The organism is Agrobacterium tumefaciens str. B6 (genome assembly GCF_001541315.1).
Classification (GTDB): domain Bacteria; phylum Pseudomonadota; class Alphaproteobacteria; order Rhizobiales; family Rhizobiaceae; genus Agrobacterium; species Agrobacterium radiobacter.
In genome coordinates this window covers 192,559-215,181 of the sequence record NZ_LMVK01000023.1, presented here as the reverse complement: position 1 = coordinate 215,181, position 22,623 = coordinate 192,559, and the positions used below count along the sequence as shown (strand labels likewise).

Here is a 22,623-nt window from a genome sequence, read left to right as displayed (position 1 = left end):
TCAATTTTTCGGAGTTTCATCATGGCCAGAGATCTTGGCGTCGGCATCATCGGATGCGGCAATATCTCGTCTGCTTATTTCTCGTTGGCGCCGCTCTTCAAGGGCATCAAGGTGCTTGCCTGCGCCGACCTCAACCGCAATGCAGCGGAGCTGAGGGCGGAAGAATTCGGCGTTGTCGCGCAGTCCATCGAGGACCTGCTCGCCAATAAGGATATCGATGTGGTGGTGAACCTCACCATTCCCGCAGCGCATTTTCCGGTGTCGAAAGCCGCACTTGAAGCGGGCAAGCACGTCTATTCGGAAAAGCCGCTGGTGCTTTCGCTGGAAGAGGGTGAAGAACTGCGGCGTATCGCCCGGGAGAAGAACCTCTCCGTTGGTTGCGCGCCGGACACCTTCCTCGGCGGCGCACATCAGCTTGCCCGGCAATATATCGATGAGGGCAAGGTCGGGCGTATCACGTCAGGCACCTGCCATGTGATGAGCCCCGGCATGGAGATGTGGCACCCCAATCCGGGCTTCTTCTTCCTGAAGGGCGGCGGGCCGATCCTCGATCTCGGCCCCTACTACGTCGCCAATCTCATCAACCTCATCGGCCCGGTCAAGCGTGTCGGCGCATTGACGTCAATGGCGAACCCCACCCGCACAGTGACCAGCCAGCCGCTGAACGGTGAGATCATCCCGGTCGAAACGCCGACCAACATCCATGCGCTGCTGGAATTCGTGAACGGAGCAACGATCACGCTTTCGGCGAGCTGGGACGTGTGGTCGCATCGCCACGCCAATATGGAGCTTTACGGCACGGAAGGCTCCATCTACGTGCCGGACCCCAACTTCTTCGGCGGCGTGGTGGAGGCGAGCGGGCGCGACAAGAATATCCAGCCGCTGGAAGACTGGGCGCATCCCTTCGGCATCGCCAATCAGGAAAGCCCGAACGGCCCGCGCGCTAATTACCGCACTGCCGGCCTTGCTGATATGGCGATTGCCATTCTGGAAGGCCGCGATGCCCGCTGCTCGCTGGATCGTTCCCTGCACGGCATCGACGTGATGACCTCAATCCTCAAATCCGGGGAAGAAGGGCGCTTCATCGAGATGAGAACCACCTGCACCCAGCCGGCAGCACTCGGCATCGAGGAGGCGCAGGCGCTGCTGCGCTGAGCGTATAGTCAAAGAAAAAAGGCCCGGCGCACTGCCAGTTCGCCGGGCCTTTTCCGCTCATCAGCCTTTTGAATGACGAGCGTCGCGTGTTCATAGCCGATTTTTAACGGCCGATAAAAAGACCGAGCCAGCGTGTAACCGTCCTGACCATCCAGATCAGAAAGACGAACGGGGCGATGCCGATTGCGGCGACGAGCGCTGCCGATGCGACGACGAGGCCAGTCGCGAGATAGCGTCTGAGCCGGTGACGTTTCGGCTTAAGAGCCTCATCCATGTCGTAGAGCGGCGATCAGCCCGCGAACGGTGAGTGTGACATAAAACATACCCGCAACAACTATTAGGATACCGGTGCCAAGCGAGCTGAGATTGTTCAGCGAAAACAGAAACGTATCAGCCGCCATCATTGGCACGACCCTTCAAGAACAGTGAATTCGTCATCGTTCTAGATCGCGCCGGTTTCCGGCATATGTCCCGATTGTTTCGTCTTGTTTCTGCGGCGGGGCGATTTCGTGATGGAGCGGATTTCCCGCGAATTCGGTAAAGCCCTTCACAAGACGGCCCGTTTGGTTTAAAGCCGCGCCGTAATCCGGTCGCAGCCCACCCGGTCAAAACAAGGGATCCCAACTTATGAAAACCATCGTCATCTGCTCCGGCGGATTGGACTCCGTTTCGCTTGCGCATAAAATCGCGGCGGAACATGAACTTCTCGCTCTCGTCTCCTTCGATTACGGCCAGCGCCACAAGAAGGAACTGGATTTCGCCGCCGATTGCGCAAGGCGTCTCGGCGTGCCGCATCATGTCATCGACATCAGAGCCATCGGTGCGCATCTCACCGGCTCGGCGCTGACGGACGACATTGCGGTGCCGGACGGACATTATGCGGAGGAGACCATGCGCTCCACCGTGGTGCCGAACCGCAACGCCATCATGCTCACCATCGCCTTCGGCCTTGCCGCCGCCCAGCAGGCGGATGCGGTGGCAATCGCCGTGCATGGCGGCGACCATTTCATCTATCCCGATTGCCGGCCGGGCTTCATCGACAGTTTCAACGCCATGCAGGCGCATGCGCTGGAAGGTTACGCCGACGTCAAGCTCTTTGCGCCTTACGTCACGGTCTCCAAGGCGGCGATCGTTACCGATGGCGTGAAATACGGCACGCCCTTCGGCGAAACATGGTCCTGCTACAAGGGGGGGCTACGCCATTGCGGCCGCTGCGGCACCTGCGTGGAACGGCGCGAGGCCTTTCATCTGGCGGGCGTCACCGACCCGACCGACTATGAGGACCCCGATTTCTGGGTGGCGGCGACCCATGCCTATGCGGCGCAGGAGGTGCGCTGATGTTCCGCATCACCAAGGAGTTTCATTTCTCCGCCTCGCACCAGCTGAAAAGCCTGCCGTCTGATCACCAGTGCGCCCGTCTGCATGGGCACAATTACATCGTCGAGGTCGAGCTTACTGGTGAAGAGCTGAACGAGCACGGTTTCGTGCGCGACTATCATGAGCTTGCGCCACTGAAGCACTATATCGACAGCCATTTCGATCATCGCCACCTGAACGACGTTCTCGGCCATGACCGGGTGACGGCGGAATGTCTGGCGAAGCATTTTTATGACTGGTGCAAGATAAGCCTGCCGGAAACCAGCGCCGTGCGGGTGAGCGAAACCGCCAAGACCTGGGCGGAATACCGGCCATGACGGCGGCTGCACGGAAGGTTGCAGCGAAGGAAACGGCGATCCGCATCAGCGAAATCTTCGGCCCGACCATTCAGGGCGAGGGGCCGCTGATTGGCCTGCCGACCGTATTCGTGCGCACCGGCGGCTGCGATTACCGCTGTTCCTGGTGCGATACGCTGCATGCCGTCGACAGCGAGTACCGCGACACATGGAAACCGATGCCTGTCGAGGCGATCTGGCAGGAGGTGCGTCGGCTTTCCGGCGGCGTACCGCTGACGGTCTCACTGTCAGGCGGCAATCCCGCCATCCAGCCCCTCGGGGCCTTGATCGCGAAGGGGCAGGGCGAGGGCTATCGTTTCGCGCTGGAAACGCAGGGCAGCATCGCGAAAGACTGGTTCGCCGATCTCGATCATCTGGTGCTGAGCCCGAAACCGCCATCGAGTGGTATGGAAACGGACTGGCAGGCATTCGAAAACTGTCTTACCGCCGCCGGCGACGGACCGCAGGTGGCGCTGAAGATCGTGGTTTTCGACGATGCGGATTATGCCTATGCCAAAGCGGCATCCGCGCGTTTCCCACGTCTGCCGGTCTACCTCCAGCCCGGAAACCACACCCCGCCGCCGCCCGATGATGACGACGCGCGCGTGGATATCGAGGGGGTCATGGACCGGATGTTGTGGCTGGTGGACAAGGTGAGCGAAGACCGCTGGTTTTCCGCTCGTGTTCTGCCGCAGCTGCATGTGCTGTTGTGGGGAAATAAGCGGGGCGTTTGAAGGGATGCGGATTGGCACATGCCTTTCCCCATCATCCTCGCCTTTGAGGTGAGAATCCACGCGCCGTTGAAGGATATGCATCCTCGGGTCAAAGCCCGAGGATGACGTCGATTGGGAGGAGCGATGTGGAGGAACATCACTCCTCCCTACCAGCGACTTGCGCCGCCGCTCTTCTGCAAATCAGGCCGAAACGGCCAGCTCGCGCCGTTCACGGTCGGCGATGATCGAGAGATCAAGCACCTTCTGCAGATTGGCGGCATGGCGGAAATCGGGGTCGGCAACGCCGCCTTCCATCACCGCCTTGGCGAATTTTTCGTAGTTCGTCGGCACCGGCTCCACATTAATCGTCTTCCAGATTGCCTTCTCCACATCCTCGCCAATGCAGACCCGCAGGCTGGAATAGTCAGGCGTGTGGATGACTTCGAGCGCGCCCTTGTCGCCATGGATGCGCAGACGAAGTTCATTCAGATGCCCCGTTGCCCAGCGGCTGGCATGGATGACGCCCATGGCGCCGTTTTCCAACTCGGCGGTCATGGTGAAGCTGTCATTGGCGTCGAGATCGTAGGCGCCGATCTTGTTGCCCTCATATTTGTCAAAGGTCTTCAGGCGCGTGAAGATGCGCTCCACATCACTGCCCGCGCCATAGGAGGCGAAGTCGAGAATGTGGATGCCGACATCACCCAGAACACCGTTTGAGCCGTGCTTGGTGGAAAGCCGCCACAGCCACTTGCTCTCCGTCATCCAGTCGCCCCAGGCCTTGGAAACGAGCCAGCTCTGGAGATAGGAGGCTTCCAGATGGCGCACCTTGCCGATCTTGCCGGCCAGCACCATTTCGCGTGCCGCCTGCAAGGGGGCGACATTGCGATAGGTGAGGTTGACCATGGCCACGAGGCCCGCTTTCTCTGCGGCATCGGCCATTTCGGCGGCCTTGGCGTAGTTTTCCGCCAGCGGCTTTTCGCAGAAGACATGCTTGCCCGCCGCCAGCAGTTTAAGGCTGGTCGGGTGGTGGATGGCGTCAGGCGTGACGTTTGCCGCCGCGTCGAACTCGCCCCAGGCAATCGCGTCATCCAGCGAGGTGAAGGAGAGCGGAATGTTGTGGCGCAGCGCGAAGCCCCGCACCACCACATCGTCCACATCCACCGCAGCCACCAGTTCGACGCCGGGGATTTGGGAGAAATATGTGGCATGGTTGTTGGCCATGCCGCCGGTTCCGAGAATGAGAAGTCTCATGGCTTTTTACCTGTAACCTGCTTCGCCAGCCTTGTGCAGCTTGGGGCCGCGTTCTTCGATCGGCTCCAGCGCCTTGTCGACGGGAACATTGGGGGCAGCGTGGATGCTCGTCAGTGCGCCGGCCGGATTATAGGCCCATTTCACCGAGTTGCTGATGACCTTTTGCACATTGGCGTCGTGATAGGTCGGATAGGTCTCGTGGCCGGGGCGGAAATAGAAGATGTTGCCCGCGCCGCGACGCCAGGTGAGGCCGGAACGGAAGACTTCGCCGCCCTGGAACCAGGAGATGAAGACGGTTTCCAGAGGTTCCGGCACGGAGAACCGCTCGCCATACATTTCCTCGTTTTCCAGCTCGAAATGCTCGGGCAGGCCGGCTGCGATCGGGTGGCGCGGATTGATCGTCCACAGACGCTCGCGTTCACCGGCCTCGCGCCATTTCAGTGCGCAGGGCGTGCCCATCAGTCGCTTGAAAGGTTTGGAGAAGTGGCCGGAATGCAGGACGATGAGGCCCATGCCTTCCCAGACGCGCTTGGCGACGCGCTCGACGATCTCGTCCTGAACCGCGCCATGGTCCTTGTGGCCCCACCAGACGAGAACGTCGGTCTTGTCTAGACGCTCCTGCGAAAGACCGTGTTCTGGCTCCTGAAGCGTCGCGGTGGTGGCGTTGATCTCAGGGTTCTGGTTCAGCGCATCGGCAATGGTGTTGTGCATGCCGTTTGGATAGATCGAACGCACTGTCTCATTGATGTGTTCGTGGATATTTTCGCCCCATACAACGGTGTTGATGGTCATTTTCATGCTCCTCGGTGAAAGCCGGTATCTTGGGTGATCCCGGCGAAAGTTGAATGTTCAGGCAGCACCCCGGGCGGGGTTGCGGGCTAATGCCCGGCCTTGCGCGTCAAAACGGTGGATCTGCACCGCATCCGGTATAATGGCGATGCGTTCGCCCGCCTTGCGATCAGTCACACCCTCTTCGCGAACGACGATGGGCTCGCCGGCACCAATCTCGACATAGATGTAGCTGTCCGATCCGAGCATTTCCGAATGCACGATCTCGCCGGCCCAACCATTTTCACTGGTGGTGATGGTAATGTGTTCGGGACGGATGCCGATGGTGGCGGCACCTTCCGTCTCGGCATATTTGCCGGTGAGGATGTTCATCTTCGGCGAGCCGATGAAGCCGGCGACGAAGGTGTTGACTGGGCTTTCGTAAAGTTCGAGCGGCGTGCCGATCTGCTCGACGCGGCCGTCGCGCAGAACGCAGATGCGGTCGGCGAGCGTCATCGCCTCCACCTGGTCGTGGGTGACGTAGATCATCGTCGTGTCATGCATCGAGCGATGCAGCTTGGCGATTTCCAGACGGGTGGCGACGCGCAGCGCCGCATCGAGGTTGGAAAGCGGCTCGTCGAACAGGAAGACCTTCGGATCGCGCACGATGGCGCGGCCGATGGCGACGCGCTGGCGCTGGCCGCCGGAAAGCTGCTTCGGCAGGCGTTCCAGATAGGGCGTGAGCTGCAGCATCTCGGCCGCGGCTTCCACGCGCTTGCGGCGCTGTTCCTTGTCAGCACCTGACAGCTTCATGCCGAAGGCCATGTTTTCGAACACGGTCATGTGCGGATAAAGCGCATAGGACTGGAAGACCATGGCGACGCCGCGCTTGGCGGGCGGCAGGCGGTTGACCGTCTCACCGCCGAAGGAAAGCGTGCCACTGGAAATTTCCTCCAGCCCGCAGATGAGGCGCAGAAGCGTGGACTTGCCGCAACCGGAAGGACCGACGAAGACCATGAATTCGCCGGAGCGGATGTCCATGTCGATGCCCTTGATGACATCGAAAGCGCCGAAGGATTTGCGAAGATCGCGCAGTTGGATGGTGGTCATTTGGTTTTCTCCTAGCCTTTGACGCCGCCGGCGGTGAGGCCGGAGATGATGCGTCGCTGGAAGATCAGAACGAGGACGACGAGCGGGGCGGTGACGATGACGGACGCGGCCATGATCGTTCCCCAGGGGATTTCAAACTGCGAACCGCCCGAAAGAAGTGCGATGGCGACGGGCACCGTGCGCTGTTCGTTCGATGAGGTGAAGGTGAGCGCGAAGAGGAACTCGTTCCACGCCGCAATGAAGGCGAGGAGCCCTGTGGTGACGAGCGCCGGCCACATCAGCGGCATGAAGACCTGGGTGATGATGACCCATGGCGTTGCGCCATCGACGATTGCCGCTTCCTCGATTTCGATCGGCAGGTCGCGCATGAATGTCGTCAGCACCCAGACAGTGAAGGGCAGGGTGAAGATCATGTAGGAAAAGATCAGCGCGAGCGGCGTGTTGAAGATGCCAGCCCAGCGGATAAGTTCGAACAGGCCGGCGAGAACGGCGATCTGTGGAAACATCGAGACCGAGAGGATGGTGAGCAGAAGCAGCGAGCGGCCCCGGAAACGGACACGGGCCAGGGCATAGGACGCCGTTACCGCAAGGAACAGCGACAGTACCACGACTGAAGATGCAACGAACAGCGAATTGCCGAGATTGCGCAGGAACGTGCCGTTGCCGATGACGAAGTTGTAATTGGTCAACGAGAATTCACGCGGCCAGTAATTCACCTGGAACAGCGCTGAGCCGGATTTCAGGCTGGTCAGTATCGCGTAATAGAACGGGAATACCGAAATCACCATGATGACGGCGACCAGCGCATAAAAGGCGGTGGTTTTCAGGATGCTTGGCAGGGTCATCGCGAAGCTCCATCTGTGTTGACGCGCCCGAGCCACATATAAACGACTGTTATCGAGGCGATGATGAGGAACAGCATGGTGGAAGCGGCTGCGCCATAGGCGAACTTGTCGAAATCGAACAGGTTCTCACGCGCCAGCACCGACATCGTGCGGGTCTGGGCGTTATTCGGCGTCAGAATGTAGATGAGGTCGAAAACGCGCATCGCATCCAGCATACGGAAGATGACGGCAACCATGAGCGCTGGCCGGATCATTGGCAGGGTGACGCGGAAGAACACCTTGACGGGGTGGATACCGTCCACCTTCGCCGCCTCATACATGTCCTTCGGCACCATTTGCAGGCCGGCGAGAATGAGCAGCGCCATGAAGGGCGTCGTCTTCCAGATATCGACAATAAGAACGGCGACCATTGCGGTGTCCGGATTGGCGGTCCATGCGATCTTGTGGGAGATCAGGCCGAGACTGAGGAAGAGGTCGTTCAATATGCCGAACTGGTCGTTCAACATCCACGCCCACATCTGCGCCGAGACGATGGTGGGAATGGCCCATGGCACGAGGATGGCGGCGCGCACGAGGCCGCGTCCCTTGAATTCGGCATTCAGCACCAGCGCGACGATGAGGCCGAGCACGGTTTCGAAGCTGACCGAGAGGATGGTGAATTTCAGGGTGTTGAGAACCGCACCCCACCAGGCGGGATCGGCCAGCAGGCCACGATAGATGGTGCGGCCGCTGCTGAGCGTGATCCAGGTGAGGTAGTTCTTGAGGCCGACGAATTGTGCGCCGTCGAGATTGGTCAGCGACGCGTCGGTGAGGCTGAACCAGACGGTGCGCACCAGCGGCCAGCCGGCCACCAGTGCCAGCACCAGAAATGTGGGGGCAAGAAACAGCCAGGCGGATTTCAGTCGTTCCGATTGAAGGTCGGAGCCGGTGCCGGATGCCGCAACCGGTCTTTGAAGGGTGGTGTCATTCATGGGGACATCTCGCGGTTGGGGCGCGGGAAACGATCGGGCAAGACCGCCTCCCGCGCGAGCCGGATTACCAGCCGTTGCCTTTGAGATCGGTCAGTTCGACCTCGAGCAGCTCGAGATTTTCCGCTGCCGAGCCGTTGCCGGAGAGCGTGTTGTGCACGGCGCCCCAGAACTTGGCTGAAACCTCGTTATATTTCACCTTGGCCGAAGCGGAAGGACGCGGAACGGCGGTCTGGAAGATCGGCTTCCATGTCGGCATGAAGGGCTGGGCGGCGGCGACATCATTGTCGTCATAAAGCGAGGCGATCGTCGGCATGTTGGAGAGCTGGATCGCGCGCATCTTCTGGGTGTCTTTCGATGCCAGGAATTTCACGAGCTGGATGGCCGCGTCCTTGTCGTCGGAATATTTCGAAACGGCGAGGTTCCAGCCGCCGAGCGTCGAGGCAGAGGCCGCACCTTCTTCGCCGGCCGGCAGCGGGGTGACGCCGAACTTGCCCTTGATGGCGCTGTCGGCGCCATTTCCAAGTGCATAGGCATAGGGCCAGTTGCGCATGAAGACGGAATTACCAGTCTGCCACACGCCACGCGCTTCCTCTTCCTTGTAAGCGAGCACACCCTGCGGCGCGATTGTGCCGACCCAGCCCTTGGCGGCTTCGATCGCGGCTGCGGCTTTCTCGTTATTGATGGAGATGTCGCCGTTGGTCTCGACGATATGGCCGCCCCCGGCGGATGCGATCCATTCGAGCGCGTTGCAGGTCAGGCCTTCATAGGCGCTGCCCTGGAAAACGAAGCCCCAGAGGTCCTTCTGCCCGCCTTCGCGTTCCTTGTCCTGAATTTCCTTGGCGGTCTCGCCCAGCTCCTTCCAGGTTTTCGGCGGCTGCTTGCCGTATTTTTCCAGAAGGTCCTTGCGGTAGAACAGAGCGGGTGCGTCGGTGAACATCGGCATGGCGACAAGTTTGCCGTCCACGGTCTGCGACGCAACGATGGAGGGGAAATGATCGCCGATGACGTCCTTGGTCGCTTCGGTCAAATCCACGAACTGGTCGGAGAGCTGCGGTGCCCAGATCACGTCCGTCTGGTAGACGTCAACGTCCTTGTTACCGGCGGCAAGCCACAGCCGGTACTGGCTGAACTGTTCACTGGACGACGATGGCATGGTGACGAGATTGACCTTGTGGCCGGTCTCTTTCTCGAAGGCGGCGATCCGCTCGCGGAAGAACGCGATGTTCTTGCCGGTGGAATTGGCGGCGATGGAAAGTTCGGCCGCCTGCGCTGAAACGGCGGCAGAAAGTACGCTGCCGCACAGGAACAAAGTCTTCATGGAAATATTCATTGTCAAACTCCTCCGTTGACGCTTCCGATTGTCCTCAAAATTGAAAGCGCTTTTGACTGATGCGAGGCTCTCAAAAGCGGACCAATCTGTCAATACTCTTTCTAATTGTGTGAAAATTCGGCATTTCCGACGGCAGTTTTGTGGTGTTTGCATTTCGAAATGACCAACTGTAAGGTTTCAGTTGGATAAAAATTGAAATCGTTTTCAATTATTGTCCGCTTGAAAAATCTGCGGCGGCAACGCATGCAGGGGCAAATTGGCGAAAAACATGAAACTCAAGGAATTCGCAGAAAAGGTCGGGCTGTCGCCCACCACCGTCAGCCGGGCGCTTGGCGGCTATCCCGAGGTGCGCGAGGAAACGCGGCAACGGGTGATGGATGCTGCGCTGAAATACGGCTACCGGCCGAATGCTAACGCCGTCAGGCTGGCAACCGGCAGGGCGGGTGCCATCGGCGTCGTCATGGGCCGTTCGGGCGGCGGACATTTCTTTTCGGAATTCATGGGGGGCATGGCGACCCGTCTGGAACAGGAAGAAACCGACATTCTCGTCAGCGTCACCGTCGACAATAATCTCGATGAGGAGCTGGCGATTTTCAGCCGGCTGGCGGCGAGCGGCCGGGTGGATGGCATCATCGTGCATTCGCCGCGCCCCGAGGATGAGCGCATCGCGCTGCTTCACCGGCTGGGCGTGCCCTTCATCGTGCATGGCCGCTCCAAGACGCCGTTCGAACATGCCTGGCTTGATATCGACAACCACGATGTAACCTATCGACCAACGATCCATTTTCTGGAGCGCGGCCATCGCCGCATCGCCCTGATCAACGGTCCCGTCGGCCGCACCTTCGTTCAGGACCGCGAGCAGGGGTTCAGGGATGCGCTGGCCACTCATGGCATCACGCCCGATCCGCGTTTCATGATGAACGCGCATTTCAGCGAAGATACCGCCTTCCGCTTTGCCCGCTCGCTGCTGGAACAGACGCCGCGCCCGACGGCCTTCGTCGCGGGCGCGATGATGACGGCGCAGGGTGTCTATCGCGCCGCCACGCAGATGGGGCTGGTGATCGGCAAGGACGTTTCCGTCATCGCCCATGACGACGTGTTTCCCTATCTGACGCCGGAAAGCATGATGCCGCCGCTTTCCACCACCCGCTCGCCCATGCGCATGGCGGGCATTCGGGTGACGGATCTGTTGTTGCAGATCATCGGCGGTCGTCCCGTGCGCGAGGTTCAGGAATTGTGGCCGGTCGAACTGATCCTGCGGGAATCGGTCGGCCCTGCCTGAGCTTCTCGTCATAGCTCACTGATTCCACTCCGTTTTGTGAACGTCAGTTGATAACGTTCGCCTTTCGTCATCTATACGTCCGCGCCGTCTCATGTATAATCGGAACAGTTACGGGTGTTATGGAACAGGACCCGGGCCGGCGCGTTGAGGGGACGTGTCGAAGGAGGTGGACGGATGTTTGAATTTTTAAAACCGCAACAGCAGACTGTGATCGATGACGTCGAGGCAACCGGCACCTATGCCGATGCGCTGCTCAACGTTCCGAGCCCGGAACTTTCCCGTTCGACCGCGCGCGAGCATGGTCACGAGGCTCATTCCCGCGATTATTGCGAAAACCGCGATATTTCCCGCAGCGCGCTCGGTTTCGCCTGAGCGTCGCAAAAACCTCCTTAAAAAACGGAACGGACAGGCCGTGCCCGCGTTTCCCTGTACGACCCGCTGGGCGGCGCAACCGGACCGAGGGGACCTGACCGGCATTTGACCGATGGGCGAATTGGGTGTCGCGCCGCCCGATTGGCGACGGCGCGAAGGCGTTGTCCCGAGAGATAAAAACGCAGCTTGTGTCCATTGCGGCAAAGCGTGTTTATCAGGAGGCCGCGATGCCAGCCGTTCCCGTCGAACCCTATCCCGAACCGCCGATGCCCGTGCCGCCGCAGCCGGACATACCGCCGGTGGAAGAGCCGGAACCCGATAGGTTGCCGGACGAGGTGCCGGTACCCAACCCCGACGAAAATGACGGGCCGCCGAAGGTGCTCTCGTCTTTCACGGGTCTCCAGTCTGGAATTTCTTGCTAACGAAAGCCGAGCCCTTGAGCCCGAAGCGCCACGGGTATTCCGTCGCGCGGCTGATGCCGATTCGCCTGCCGCTGGCGATGGCGGCGGCTTCTTTCGGCAACCGCAGGAAAAACGGCGGTGCGTTCAACGGCGCGCCATCCATCTCTCCCGTAATCGCGAGCGCCTGGCAAAGTCGGCCCGGGCCTGAACATAGAAGTTTCGGCTTGTCAGTTCCCCGGCGCAGTTTCATCATGTCTATACCGGTGATCGGTTCGATGGCGCGCAGAAGCACGGCGGAGCCCGGAGCGCAGACAAAGTTGGCGCACCAGTGAATGCCGTAGGACCGGTAGACATAAAGACGGCCGGCCGGGCCGAACATCGCCCTGTTGCGCGGGGTCTGCCCGTTGAAACTGTGGGATGCCGGGTCGTCCGGATGATAGGCTTCGGTTTCCACGATGATGCCGCCGGTATTGCCGATGCGGAACTCCGCGCCGATGAGGGCGCGGGCCACATCCACCGCATCGCGCAGGAAGAAACTCTCCTGCATTTCCGGGCCAAAGGCCTCATCCATCCGGAACCCCTTCCGCTCTGTGTCGTTCTGAAGTCAGCTTATTCGTTTCCCCGCACCGGTTTTGCCGGTGCTTTCCAAGCCGGAGGGCATGTCATGCAACTTTCGACGACCTATGTAAAACGCAATAACGGGGTTATCTCCGTCGAGTTCGTCGGCAGCGACGGTGATCAGGTCTCTGTTCGCCTTGCCGATGGTCTTGAAGGGATCGACGATGCGGAGGCCATCAAGCGGGCAAGTGCGGTGATGGTGCAGCTCACCGCCTTCGGAACACGCCATGGCGCGGATGCGCCTTCGCAATTTTCCGCTCTCGGCACGGCGCAGGATGAAGCTCCGCACGGCCAGGCGAGCGCCCGCACATCGAAGGATCGCGACATTCTGGAGGAAGAGTTGGAAGAGGGGCTGGAGGAAAGCTTTCCAGCCAGCGATCCCGTCTCGGCGATCGGCACCTCCATCGCCTCCAGAAAGGGAGGCCTGTAACATTGGCTGACGGCAAAGTCGCTCTCGTCACCGGTGCCGGCTCCGGCATCGGCCGCGCTGCCGCCCTTCATCTGTCCGCGGAGGGGTTCTCGCTCGGCCTGCTTGGCCGCACCGAATCGGAATTGAACGATGTCGCGCGGGAAATAGGCGCCGCATCCGGTTCGTCGAAGGTCCTTGTGGCCGATGTGGCGAATGAGGAGGCTATGCGTCATGCGGTCGCAGCACTGGTTGGGGCTTTCGGGCGGCTTGATGTCGTGGTGGCGAATGCTGGCGTCAACGGCGTCTGGGCACCCATCGATGAATTGAAACCGTCCGAATGGGACCACACGATCCGCATCAACCTGCGCGGCACCTATCTCACCGTTCATGTAAGCGTGCCGCATCTGAAGGCGGCCGGCGGCGGATCCATCGTCATCATCTCGTCGATCAATGGTACGCGCACCTTCACGTCGCCCGGCGCTACCGCCTATTCCGTGACGAAAGCCGGACAACTTGCCATGGCGCAGCAACTGGCGCTGGAACTGGGGCGTCACCGTATCCGCGTCAATGCGGTGTGTCCCGGCGAAATCGAAACGGCAATCGACGAAAATACCGATATACGCGGGCGGGAAAAAACGGAGGTTCCTGTCCGTTTTCCAGCCGGGGACATTCCTGTGACCGGCGGCGTGGCCGGAACGAGCGACGACGTCGCCGCGCTGATCGGTTTCCTGGCGTCGGATGCATCCCGTCACATTACCGGCACGCCCGTATGGATCGATGGCGGCCAGGGGCTGCTCCGATAATCACGGCATCCAAGCTCAGCGCCAACGGCATCACGGGCTTGTGTCCCTATGATTAACGAATGGGTAACGTCTGTTCACGAGACTTTGTACATGGGCGAGGTTGCCGTGTTGTGGCCACCTTCGATAGTTAAGCGTCTGCCGGAAAGGCGGGCAAATCAGGCGGGCAGAACAATCCATGGGCATGCAGGCATTGCTGGATTTCGCGGTTGCGGGGTTGCGGCATAAGGTAAAGGCAGGGGCAAGAATGGCTGCGGTCGTCGCGATCGGCGGCGGTCTTGCGGCGTGCACCTCCATGGGCCTCGACAGTGTCAAGAAAGACCCGCCGAAACTGTCGTCCAAGATGATGGCGCAGATGTCGGCCAAGAGCATGCGCCCGGAAAGCCCGGTCCTCGTTCGTATTTTCAAGCAGGAAAGCGAACTCGAGGTGTGGAAGGTCGACAAGACAGGAAATTACGCGCTCCTCAAGTCCTATCCCATGTGCCGCTGGTCGGGAAAGCTCGGCCCCAAGATGAAGACTGGTGACCGGCAGGCGCCGGAAGGTTTTTATCATGTCTCGGCCGGCATGCTGAACCCGAACTCACAATATTACGTTTCCTTCAATCTCGGTTATCCCAACCGGCTGGAATCGGCGCTCGGTTACACCGGCGAGGCGCTGATGGTGCACGGCGCCTGCTCCTCTTCCGGCTGCTACGCCATGACGGACGCCCAGGTGGGTGAGATTTACGCTATCGTCGCGCGTGCATTGCAGGGCGGACAGGACCGCTTTCAGGTGCAGGCCTATCCCTTCCGCATGAGCGCCCGGAATATGGTGGCGCATCGGGATGATCCCAACATGCCGTTCTGGAAGACGCTGAAGGAAGGTTACGACTATTTCGAGGTGACGCGCCGGCAGCCCAAGGTTTCCGTCTGCGGCCGCCGTTATGTCTTCAACAGTGAATTTGCCGGCGGCGAGCCTGCCGATCCGCTGGCGGCGTGTCCGCCGGCCGTCAACCTGCAGGATCCGCTGGTGGCGTCGAAACTCGGTGAAGAGCAACAAAAACTTGCCGCTGCAATGAGCGAGGGAACTTCTGCCCCCCTCAGCGCGTATGTGGACGGCGGCATGCATCCAAGCTTTCGGGCCATTCTGAAATCCAGCGGCGCCAAGGCCATGGCATCGCAGGTTTCCGGCACGAAGTACCCTATCAGCCGCCCGGAGGCGGCGCTGGCAGATCCCTTTGCCAGCGTGAGATGACGTAAATGAGGTTTTTCAATTGAACGAGACGACAACGACCCGGCGGGGTTTCCTGCTTGGAGCAGGTGGACTGGCGCTTGCCGGCCTTGCGGGCTGCAACACAACGGCGCGTGAGGCCGCCCGGCCCGCGGCACCTGCCGAAGACCCGATGTATGCCGCCATGTACGGTCCGAGGCCTGACGAGCAGTTCCCGCTGCCGGAAATCCCCTATAAGCGGATTCCGCGCCAGTTCCTGCGGCAGATGGTGGCGAACCCGACCGGTGAACGCCCCGGCATCATCGTGGTCGATACGGCCAATCATTTCCTCTATCTCACCTATGAGAATGGTCAGGCCATGCGCTATGGCGTCGGTCTCGGCCGTGCAGGCTTCGAATGGTCCGGCCGCGGCGTCATTCAGTACAAGCGTCAATGGCCGCGCTGGACGCCGCCCGATGAAATGGTCGCCCGCCAGCCGGAACTGGAACCCTATAGCAGCCGTAACGGCGGTATGGAGCCGGGCCTCAAGAACCCGCTCGGCGCGCGTGCGCTCTATATCTTCAAGGATGGCAAGGATACGATCTACCGCCTGCACGGCTCGCCTGAATGGTGGACCATCGGCAAGTCGGTCTCATCAGGCTGCGTGCGCCTGCTGAATCAGGATATCATCGATCTTTATAACCGCGTGCCTGACGGTACGCCGATCGTCGTGACGGCACTCGGCCCTGCGCAGCAGGGCGTGCCGATCGGCCAGGAAGGTGTGCCCGTGGCGCAATACGGCAATGGCGTGATCGGCGACGGCCTGTCGCAGCCGACACAGGCTTATTGATCAAGAAACGTTCACCTCACGGCGCAGGCGCGCCGTGAGGTGGCCCGCCTCAAGGACTGTATGATGCGAGGCGATGTTCTCGCGTTTCACCATTGCTCTCACGCAACTCGGCGTGTCTCTTCCCGGCTGCCAGTAATTTCCATCTCAAGACGGAAACGCGATACCAGCGCGCGCAGCTTTGCCGTTTCGGCGGCAAGTGTTGCGGAAGCGGCGGTGGATTGTTCCACCATGGCCGCATTCTGCTGGGTGGCGTGATCCATCGAGTTTACGGCCGCGTTGATCTCCGCAAGGCCGGTCGATTGTTCGGCGGCCGATGTGGCTATCGCATTCATATGGCGGTCGATGCCGGCAATGCGTTCGCCGATATCCTTCAGCGCCGTGCCGGTATCGAGAACCAGCTTCACACCGCTTTCCACCTCGACGGATGACTGGCGGATATGATCGCGGATTTCACTTGCGGCCTTTGCCGCGCGCTGGGCGAGATCGCGCACCTCCTGCGCCACCACGGCAAAGCCCTTGCCGGCCTCGCCGGCGCGGGCGGCTTCAACGCCAGCATTCAGCGCCAGAAGATTGGTCTGGAAGGCGATCTCGTCTATGACGCCGATGATGCCGGTGATCTGCCGCGACGAGGTCTCGATGCGGCGCATCGCCTCTTCGGCATGGCCGACCACTTCGACCGATTTCAGCGCGCTTTCGTTGGCGTCTGTGGCGGCGAGCCTTGCTTCTGCGGCGCGCTTGTTGGCGTTCGACACGTTGACCGTGATTTCATCGAGCGCAGCGGCCGTCTGTTCAAGGGAGGCGGCCTGATTTTCCGTGCGGCGGGAAAGATCGCCGGCGCCGGCGGCGATCTCGCGGCTGCTACCGTCGATGGTGCCGATGCCATCGGAAATGGCGAAGAGCGTTTCGGCCAGTTGCCGCACCGAGCTGTTGAAATCGTGGCGCAGGGCTTCAAATTGCGGGGCAAAGGCATCGTCGAGCTGGAAGGCCAGATCACCCGATGCGAGCCGCTTCAGGCCGGCCGCGAGGCCGGAGGTGGCGATGCGCAGCCGCTCGGAAGCATCTTCCTCCGCCTGCCGCCGCGTTTCCTCCTGGTCGGCTTCCGCCTGCCGGCGGGCGGAAGCTGCCTGCTCTTCGAGCGCCCGGTTGGCGATGGCTGCCTGCCGGAATATCTCGACCGCGCCGGACATGGAGCCGATCTCGTCCCTGCGGTCGGTGCCGGAGGGCGGTTGCGACGTATCGCCGGCCGCCAGGATTTCCATATTCTTCGACAATTGCAGAACGGGGAGGATGATTGACTTGCGGGTGAGGAGGAAAAGTCCGGCGGAGAAAAGCACGGCTAGAACCAGCAGCCCCTTCAAAACGACGTTGATGGTCGCCTTGGTCTTTTCGCTTTCGGCCGAGGCGGCGTCGGAAAGGGCTTCGATCTGGTCGCCGGCTGTTTCCATCGCTTTTTCAAGCGCCGAAAATTGCCGCGTGAATTCGGGCATCAGTTTGAGAGCCTCTTCCTGACGGGCGCCGGCAAGGCCGACAACCGCATTTGCGGCATCGATATAAGCAAGAAGCGGTTTTTCGGCGCCGTCGATGACGGCCCTGACGTTCGTACCGGCTGACAGAGACCTGTTTTCCTCGATCATTTGCCGGAAGGTGGATTCATGTTCCGCGAGATCGGCTTTTACCGCATTCAGCTCCAGGCCCATCCCTTCATCGGAAGAAAGGATGGCGGCGAGCACGTCGGAACGCAGCGCGTCGTGCATCATGTCCGCTTGCATGTGGTTGCGAAGTACATGGGCCGAAAGCGCCACATATTCGCTATTACGGTTGAGCGTTTCCGTTGCCCACATGCCGACACCTGTGGCGCTGCCGGCGATGAAAAAGATGGCGACGCTTGCCAATATTGTCTTCTGCTGTATCGACGCCATGGAACGCTCCCGCGCTGTTGGTTATGCTGTGAAAAAATAATAGAATATGCTTAATAAATGATCTATTTCGCTCTGCTCTTGATAAAAGCAAAAAAAAGGCTGCAATTTTTATTGCAGCCTTTGCTTTATTAGAAGTTTATACTTTAATTTGCGCGTTTCAGTGCATCGCCGAGGATTGAGACAATATCGTCGAAATGGGATTTTTCGGCGATCAGCGGCGGTGAAAGGGCGATGATATCGCCGGTGACGCGAATAAGCAGGCCGCGCTCGAAGCAATCCGTAAAGACATCATAGGCGCGTGCGCCGGCAGCACCTTCGCGTGACTGCAGCTCGATACCGGCGATGAAACCGATGGTGCGGATGTCGATGACGTTGGGCAGGCCCTGCAGGGAGTGGATGGCGTCGTGCCAGACATCCTGTAACTCCGCCGCGCGGGTGAAGAGGCCCTCATCGCGGTAGATGTCGAGCGTCGCGATGCCGGCGGCGCAGGCGACCGGGTGGCCGGAATAGGTATAGCCGTGGAACAACTCGATCTGGTTTTCCGGCCCATGCATCAGCGCATCATGCACCTTGCGGCTGGTGAAGACCACGCCCATGGGGATCGCGCCGTTGGTCAGGCCCTTGGCCGTGGTGACGATATCTGGCGTAACGCCGAAATAGTTGCTGGCGAAGGTGGAGCCCATGCGGCCGAAACCGGTGATGACCTCATCGAAAATCAGCAGAATGCCGTGCTTGTCGCAGATGGGGCGCAGGCGTTCCAGATAACCTTTCGGCGGCACCAGCACGCCGGTGGAGCCGGCCACGGGTTCGACGATGCAGGCGGCGATGGTTTCCGCGCCATGCAGGGCGACCAGGCGTTCCAGATCGTCCGCAAGCTCTGCGCCGTGCTCGGGCTGACCCTTGACGAAGCTGTTCTTCGCCGGATCATGCGTGTGGCGCAGATGGTCTGCGGGGATCTGCGGGAAAACGCGGCGATTGTTGACAAGGCCGCCCACGGAGATACCGCCGAAACCGACGCCATGATAACCGCGTTCACGGCCAATCAGCCGGCTGCGGGTGCCCTGGCCGATGGCACGCTGATAGGCGATGGCGATCTTCAGCGCCGTATCGACCGATTCCGATCCGGAGCCCGTGTAGAAGACGCGATCAAGCTTCGCTCCTTCCGGGCCGGGCGCGATTTCGGCCAGCCGTTCGGCAAATTCAAAGGCAATCGGGTGTCCCATCTGGAAGGAGGGTGCGTAATCCATGGTCGAAAGCTGGTGCTTTACGGCGGAGGCGATCTGGTGGCGGCCGTGGCCGGCATTGACGCACCACAGGCCGGCCGTGCCGTCGAGAACCTGGCGGCCGTCATTGCTGGTGTAATACATGCCTTCGGCGCTCGTCAGCAGGCGGGGATTGGCCTTGAACTGCCGGTTGGCGGTAAACGGCATCCAGTAGCTGTCGAGTGAGGCGGAATTGGATCGGCTCGGATTGTCCATGGTGGTCTCCTGTTCGTTACCGGTGATTGAAAGCTATTTTTGCGACTGAACAAGCCCTTTTCTCTCTGTGTCCAAGTCATTGAAAATGCTATAGGCCTCAACATGGATTTTCGATATTTCGAACAAGGGCAACGGGGGCTCGGGCATGTCGGTGGATATAGGCGGACGTTTGCGGTATTTGCGGCTGCGCCATAATATTTCCCAGCGGGAACTGGCAAGACGTGCCGGTGTCACCAATTCGACGATTTCGCTGATCGAATCCAACACCTCCAATCCATCCGTCGGTGCGCTGAAGCGCATTCTTGACGGTATACCGATCGGCCTTGCCGAGTTTTTCGCTTTCGAGCCGGAGACAAGCCGGAAGGCCTTTTACCGGGCGGATGAACTGGTCGAAATCGGCAAGGGGCCGATCTCCTTCCGGCAGGTAGGGGAAAATGTTTTCGGCCGCAGCCTGCAAATCCTGAAGGAATGTTACCAGCCGGGCGCCGATACCGGCAAGGTGCCGCTGGTTCACGATGGGGAAGAGGGGGGCATCATTCTCTCCGGGCGTCTGGAAGTGACGGTCGATGATGAGAGGCGGGTGCTCGGGCCGGGGGATGCCTATTATTTCGAAAGCCGCAGGCCGCACCGATTCCGTTGTGTGGGTCCCGTGCCGTGCGAGGTCATCAGCGCTTGCACTCCGCCAACCTTCTGATTCCAGCGGATTTGGCGCTTAGCGCCGCTCGTGAAACGGCTCAGAGGGTGAGGTGGAGAGAATTCGATTGTCAGCTCTTGCATTTTTGCGTAGCTGCCATGATCAGAATGCACTGTCGCGCCACTATTTTGCCGTCTTTGAGCCCTTCTTGCGATTTTTCCATCGTTTTTTATTGGCGCAGTGGCAATGTCAGACAAAAAAATCCCAGCCAATATGTCAAATTTTATATGCATTGCCACAATCTTGCTGCGCTGCAACAAACTTTAATAGTCTTTTACGGGCATGTCTGTTCTTGGCGTTCCTGTCTCATCTGCGCAAGTCATAAGAAACACATAAGAAAAGACTGTAGACGGCACAAAACCCAATACATGCCGGCGCGACACCCATGCTCTCAACACATGGCCGCCCGCCCATTTGTTGCTTTTTTATGCAACCGTTAATATTGCCCGGACGTTAATCGGCCGCTCGCGCAAGAAATCGCATAGACGGTTATGGGCAATGTGCCTTACAAAAAATCCATTAGCATCAAATTCCGAACACAGACTTGTTATCTCTTTTAGACGGAAAGACGCGCCTCCGGGCACCGACCAATCGCAAAACATAAATGGAGTTCTCTCTATGAAGTCCGCGACCCAATCGGCTGAACAGACACTCAGCAGCTCCGAAGATTTCGATGTCAGTTTCCCTATCGGGGGCATCGCAAAACGCAGCTTCGATATGACATCGGCTGCACTTGCGCTGCTCATCTTCAGCCCGATATTCCTGTTGATCGCCGCGCTGGTGAAATTGTCTGATCCCGGCCCGATCTTTTATGGCCACCGGCGTGTGGGACATAATGGCCGCTATTTCCATTGCCTGAAATTCAGGACGATGGCGATGAACGGCGATGAGATTCTGCGGCAATATCTTGCTGCCAATCCGGAAGCCGCCGAAGAATGGCGCGCAACCCGCAAGCTCAAGAACGATCCGCGTGTTACGGCCGTCGGCGCCGTGCTGCGCAAGCTCTCGCTTGACGAACTGCCGCAGCTCCTCAACATCATCCGCGGCGAAATGAGCGTGGTTGGCCCACGCCCGGTCGTCGATGAGGAACTGAGCTATTATGAAAGTGCTGCCGCTTATTATCTCAGCACCCGTCCAGGCCTGACCGGCCTGTGGCAGATCAGCGGCCGTAACGACGTATCCTACAAGACCCGCGTCGCTTTCGACACGCAATATGTCCAGAACTGGTCGATGCGGCAGGATGTCTTCATCATCGTCAAGACCATTCCCGCCGTGTGCCTTTCACGCGGAAGCTACTGAAAACCGATATTGAGTTCGGCTTTATCGATCTTCGTTTCGACACGCACCCCGACCGGGATCCCAAGTCCGGTCTTTGGGTGCGTCATTGGTGCTAATCATACCGGCCGCTTTTTGCGGCGCTGCGCAGCCGGCCTTGCCCGGTTGCGCGACGGCCGGACCGCCTGCATGGCGATCCGCTAACAGGGAGTTTCCCGATGAACGGCCTTATTGCTGCCGCCCACCGCCCGTTTGTGGCCCTCGTTCTTGCCGCTTCCGTCGCCCTTGCCGCGCCGCTCTCCGCACTGGCTGCGGATGGCGCTCAATATAAGCTCGGTACCGCCGACAAACTGCGTATCCGCGTTGCCGAGTGGCAGCCGGCCGATGGCAGCATCCGCAACTGGGACGTCATCAACGGCGATTATTCCGTCGGCCCGTCTGGTGCGTTGTCTCTGCCTTTCATCGGGCAGCTGGATGTCGCGGGCAAGACGCCCTCGGAGGTCAGCGAACAGATCGGCGCGCAGCTTCAGAGCAAGTTCGCCCTTCGCAACCTGCCTTCTGCCTCCGTCGAAATCGCCCAGTTCCGGCCGATCTTTCTGAGCGGTGATGTGCAGACGCCGGGTGAATATCCCTATGCCGCCAATCTTACCGTGCTGAAGGCCGTCAGCCTTGCCGGCGGCCTGCGACGCTCCGACGCCGGGCAACGTTTTGCCCGTGACTTCATCAATGCCCGTGGCGATGCCGCGGTTTACGACAACCAGCGGGCAAGGCTGCTCGCGCGTCAGGCGCGGCTGGTGGCCGAGGTCAAGGGTGACACGACCATCGCCAAGACGCCTGAAATGGAAAAAATCAGTGAGATCGACGTGCTGCTGGCCAGCGAAAGCGCGCTGATGAAATCGCGAACCGACCGTTACACCCTGCAGCTCAAGGCGCTGACCGACCTGCATGCGCTTTTGCAGAGCGAAGTTGAATCCCTGAAGAAGAAATCAGAGACACAGAACCGCCAGCTGCAGCTTGCCAATGAGGACCGCGACCGCGTCAACCGGCTGAACGAGCAGGGGCTTGCGTTGTCGCAGCGGCGTATTTCTGCGGAAGAACGTGCGGCGGAGGTGGAATCCACCCTGCTTGATATCGATACGCAGTCGCTGCGCGCCAAGCAGGATATCAACAAGGCAACCCAGGACGAGATCAACCTGCGCAACGACTGGGTGGCGCAGCGCTCCAAGGAATTGCAGGACACCGAAGCGGAACTCGACAAGCTCAATCTGCAGCTGACCACCAGCCGCGAATTGATGTCGGAAGCACTGGCGCAATCGGCCGAAGCGATCCGTTTCGATCCGTCGGGCAAGTCCGCGACGATCAGCTATGTCGTGGTGCGTGAGGAAAACGGCAAGCCGAAGGAAGTGAAGGTGGATGAAAACGCACTTCTCCAGCCCGGCGACGTCATCAAGGTCTCGTCCGAAATCCTGATGCAGTGAGGT

Annotated in this window: 24 protein-coding genes; 14 read left to right on the top strand and 10 right to left on the bottom strand. The window is 59.9% G+C overall.

Annotated elements, in window-relative coordinates; genetic code table 11:
• Positions 1-21: 21 nt before the first annotated feature.
• Entirely contained in the window at positions 22-1,155 is a 1,134-nt protein-coding gene (locus ASB65_RS17095) for a Gfo/Idh/MocA family protein (RefSeq protein ID WP_003506298.1), read from the top strand.
• 103 nt (positions 1,156-1,258) lie between these two features.
• On the opposite strand, the gene ASB65_RS28750 is transcribed toward ASB65_RS17095, so the two are convergent.
• Complete coding sequence (locus ASB65_RS28750) at positions 1,259-1,429, bottom strand: hypothetical protein (RefSeq protein WP_174014767.1); 171 nt, start codon at positions 1,427-1,429, stop codon at positions 1,259-1,261.
• Between the two features lie 353 nt (positions 1,430-1,782).
• Here ASB65_RS28750 and queC point away from each other — a divergent pair, with 353 nt between their 5' ends.
• Genes queC through queE form a run of 3 tightly spaced genes read left to right on the top strand, consistent with a single transcriptional unit; the run spans position 1,783 to position 3,601 of the window.
• Positions 1,783-2,493, top strand: coding sequence for a 7-cyano-7-deazaguanine synthase QueC (gene queC, locus ASB65_RS17090; RefSeq protein ID WP_003506302.1), 711 nt, complete (start codon positions 1,783-1,785; stop codon positions 2,491-2,493).
• Complete coding sequence (gene queD, locus ASB65_RS17085; RefSeq protein WP_003506304.1) at positions 2,493-2,849, top strand: 6-carboxytetrahydropterin synthase QueD; 357 nt, start codon at positions 2,493-2,495, stop codon at positions 2,847-2,849. Before queC ends, queD begins: the two co-directional genes overlap by 1 nt.
• Positions 2,846-3,601 carry a 7-carboxy-7-deazaguanine synthase QueE gene (queE, locus tag ASB65_RS17080; RefSeq protein ID WP_060724790.1) on the top strand — a complete coding sequence of 252 codons (756 nt, stop codon included), beginning with the start codon at positions 2,846-2,848 and terminating at the stop codon, positions 3,599-3,601. The genes queD and queE overlap by 4 nt, the downstream gene beginning before the upstream one ends.
• Positions 3,602-3,781: 180 nt before the next feature.
• Here queE and ASB65_RS17075 read toward each other — a convergent pair whose 3' ends face one another.
• From ASB65_RS17075 to ASB65_RS17050, 6 genes are all read right to left on the bottom strand, one after another.
• Positions 3,782-4,831: a Gfo/Idh/MocA family protein gene (locus ASB65_RS17075; RefSeq protein ID WP_060724789.1), complete on the bottom strand. Its 1,050-nt coding sequence runs from the start codon at positions 4,829-4,831 to the stop codon at positions 3,782-3,784.
• A 6-nt stretch (positions 4,832-4,837) separates the two neighbouring features.
• Positions 4,838-5,623 (bottom strand): ThuA domain-containing protein, encoded by a 786-nt coding sequence (locus tag ASB65_RS17070; protein WP_060724788.1) that lies wholly within the window; start codon positions 5,621-5,623, stop codon positions 4,838-4,840.
• 57 nt (positions 5,624-5,680) lie between these two features.
• Complete coding sequence (locus ASB65_RS17065; RefSeq protein ID WP_060724787.1) at positions 5,681-6,709, bottom strand: ABC transporter ATP-binding protein; 1,029 nt, start codon at positions 6,707-6,709, stop codon at positions 5,681-5,683.
• 11 nt (positions 6,710-6,720) lie between these two features.
• Positions 6,721-7,554 carry a carbohydrate ABC transporter permease gene (locus tag ASB65_RS17060; protein ID WP_003510927.1) on the bottom strand — a complete coding sequence of 278 codons (834 nt, stop codon included), beginning with the start codon at positions 7,552-7,554 and terminating at the stop codon, positions 6,721-6,723.
• A complete protein-coding gene (locus tag ASB65_RS17055; RefSeq protein WP_060724786.1) occupies positions 7,551-8,525 on the bottom strand; it encodes a carbohydrate ABC transporter permease in 975 nt (324 codons plus the stop codon). Before ASB65_RS17055 ends, ASB65_RS17060 begins: the two co-directional genes overlap by 4 nt.
• Before the next feature lie 64 nt (positions 8,526-8,589).
• Positions 8,590-9,855, bottom strand: a complete 1,266-nt coding sequence (locus ASB65_RS17050; protein ID WP_060724785.1) for an ABC transporter substrate-binding protein — start codon at positions 9,853-9,855, stop codon at positions 8,590-8,592.
• 268 nt (positions 9,856-10,123) lie between these two features.
• On the opposite strand from ASB65_RS17050, the gene ASB65_RS17045 reads away from it, so the two are divergent.
• From ASB65_RS17045 to ASB65_RS28835, 3 genes are all read left to right on the top strand, one after another.
• Positions 10,124-11,137, top strand: coding sequence for a substrate-binding domain-containing protein (locus ASB65_RS17045; RefSeq protein WP_060724784.1), 1,014 nt, complete (start codon positions 10,124-10,126; stop codon positions 11,135-11,137).
• 174 nt (positions 11,138-11,311) lie between these two features.
• Positions 11,312-11,509, top strand: coding sequence for a hypothetical protein (locus ASB65_RS17040; protein ID WP_003506320.1), 198 nt, complete (start codon positions 11,312-11,314; stop codon positions 11,507-11,509).
• 227 nt (positions 11,510-11,736) lie between these two features.
• The gene (locus ASB65_RS28835) at positions 11,737-11,931 is read left to right on the top strand and encodes a hypothetical protein (RefSeq protein ID WP_003506322.1); all 195 of its coding nucleotides are present in this window, start codon (positions 11,737-11,739) and stop codon (positions 11,929-11,931) included.
• On the opposite strand, the gene ASB65_RS17035 is transcribed toward ASB65_RS28835, so the two are convergent.
• Positions 11,900-12,481 (bottom strand): DNA-3-methyladenine glycosylase, encoded by a 582-nt coding sequence (locus ASB65_RS17035; protein WP_003506323.1) that lies wholly within the window; start codon positions 12,479-12,481, stop codon positions 11,900-11,902. The genes ASB65_RS28835 and ASB65_RS17035 overlap by 32 nt on opposite strands.
• 93 nt (positions 12,482-12,574) lie before the next feature.
• On the opposite strand from ASB65_RS17035, the gene ASB65_RS28545 reads away from it, so the two are divergent.
• The 4 genes from ASB65_RS28545 to ASB65_RS17015 all read left to right on the top strand — a co-directional run bounded on the left by ASB65_RS28545 (position 12,575) and on the right by ASB65_RS17015 (position 15,776).
• Complete coding sequence (locus ASB65_RS28545; protein ID WP_003506325.1) at positions 12,575-12,958, top strand: hypothetical protein; 384 nt, start codon at positions 12,575-12,577, stop codon at positions 12,956-12,958.
• Positions 12,959-12,960: 2 nt separating this feature from the next.
• On the top strand, positions 12,961-13,740 hold the full coding sequence (locus ASB65_RS17025; protein WP_060724783.1) for an SDR family oxidoreductase: 780 nt from the start codon (positions 12,961-12,963) through the stop codon (positions 13,738-13,740).
• Positions 13,741-13,915: 175 nt separating this feature from the next.
• Positions 13,916-14,971: a L,D-transpeptidase family protein gene (locus tag ASB65_RS17020; RefSeq protein ID WP_060724782.1), complete on the top strand. Its 1,056-nt coding sequence runs from the start codon at positions 13,916-13,918 to the stop codon at positions 14,969-14,971.
• Positions 14,972-14,990: 19 nt separating this feature from the next.
• On the top strand, positions 14,991-15,776 hold the full coding sequence (locus ASB65_RS17015) for a L,D-transpeptidase (RefSeq protein WP_003506330.1): 786 nt from the start codon (positions 14,991-14,993) through the stop codon (positions 15,774-15,776).
• Positions 15,777-15,874: 98 nt separating this feature from the next.
• Here the strand turns inward: ASB65_RS17015 and ASB65_RS17010 are convergent, their stop codons facing one another.
• Together ASB65_RS17010 and ASB65_RS17005 are read right to left on the bottom strand one after the other, a co-directional pair.
• A complete protein-coding gene (locus ASB65_RS17010; RefSeq protein ID WP_060724781.1) occupies positions 15,875-17,695 on the bottom strand; it encodes a methyl-accepting chemotaxis protein in 1,821 nt (606 codons plus the stop codon).
• A gap of 143 nt (positions 17,696-17,838) precedes the next feature.
• Positions 17,839-19,173 carry an aspartate aminotransferase family protein gene (locus ASB65_RS17005; RefSeq protein ID WP_060724780.1) on the bottom strand — a complete coding sequence of 445 codons (1,335 nt, stop codon included), beginning with the start codon at positions 19,171-19,173 and terminating at the stop codon, positions 17,839-17,841.
• A gap of 145 nt (positions 19,174-19,318) precedes the next feature.
• On the opposite strand from ASB65_RS17005, the gene ASB65_RS17000 reads away from it, so the two are divergent.
• The 3 genes from ASB65_RS17000 (at position 19,319) to ASB65_RS16990 (ending at position 22,620) form a co-directional block, all read left to right on the top strand.
• The gene (locus ASB65_RS17000) at positions 19,319-19,867 is read left to right on the top strand and encodes a cupin domain-containing protein (protein ID WP_060724779.1); all 549 of its coding nucleotides are present in this window, start codon (positions 19,319-19,321) and stop codon (positions 19,865-19,867) included.
• A 618-nt stretch (positions 19,868-20,485) separates the two neighbouring features.
• Positions 20,486-21,166: a sugar transferase gene (locus tag ASB65_RS16995; protein ID WP_003506336.1), complete on the top strand. Its 681-nt coding sequence runs from the start codon at positions 20,486-20,488 to the stop codon at positions 21,164-21,166.
• Between the two features lie 194 nt (positions 21,167-21,360).
• Positions 21,361-22,620, top strand: coding sequence for a polysaccharide biosynthesis/export family protein (locus ASB65_RS16990; protein ID WP_003506340.1), 1,260 nt, complete (start codon positions 21,361-21,363; stop codon positions 22,618-22,620).
• Positions 22,621-22,623 lie beyond the last annotated feature (3 nt).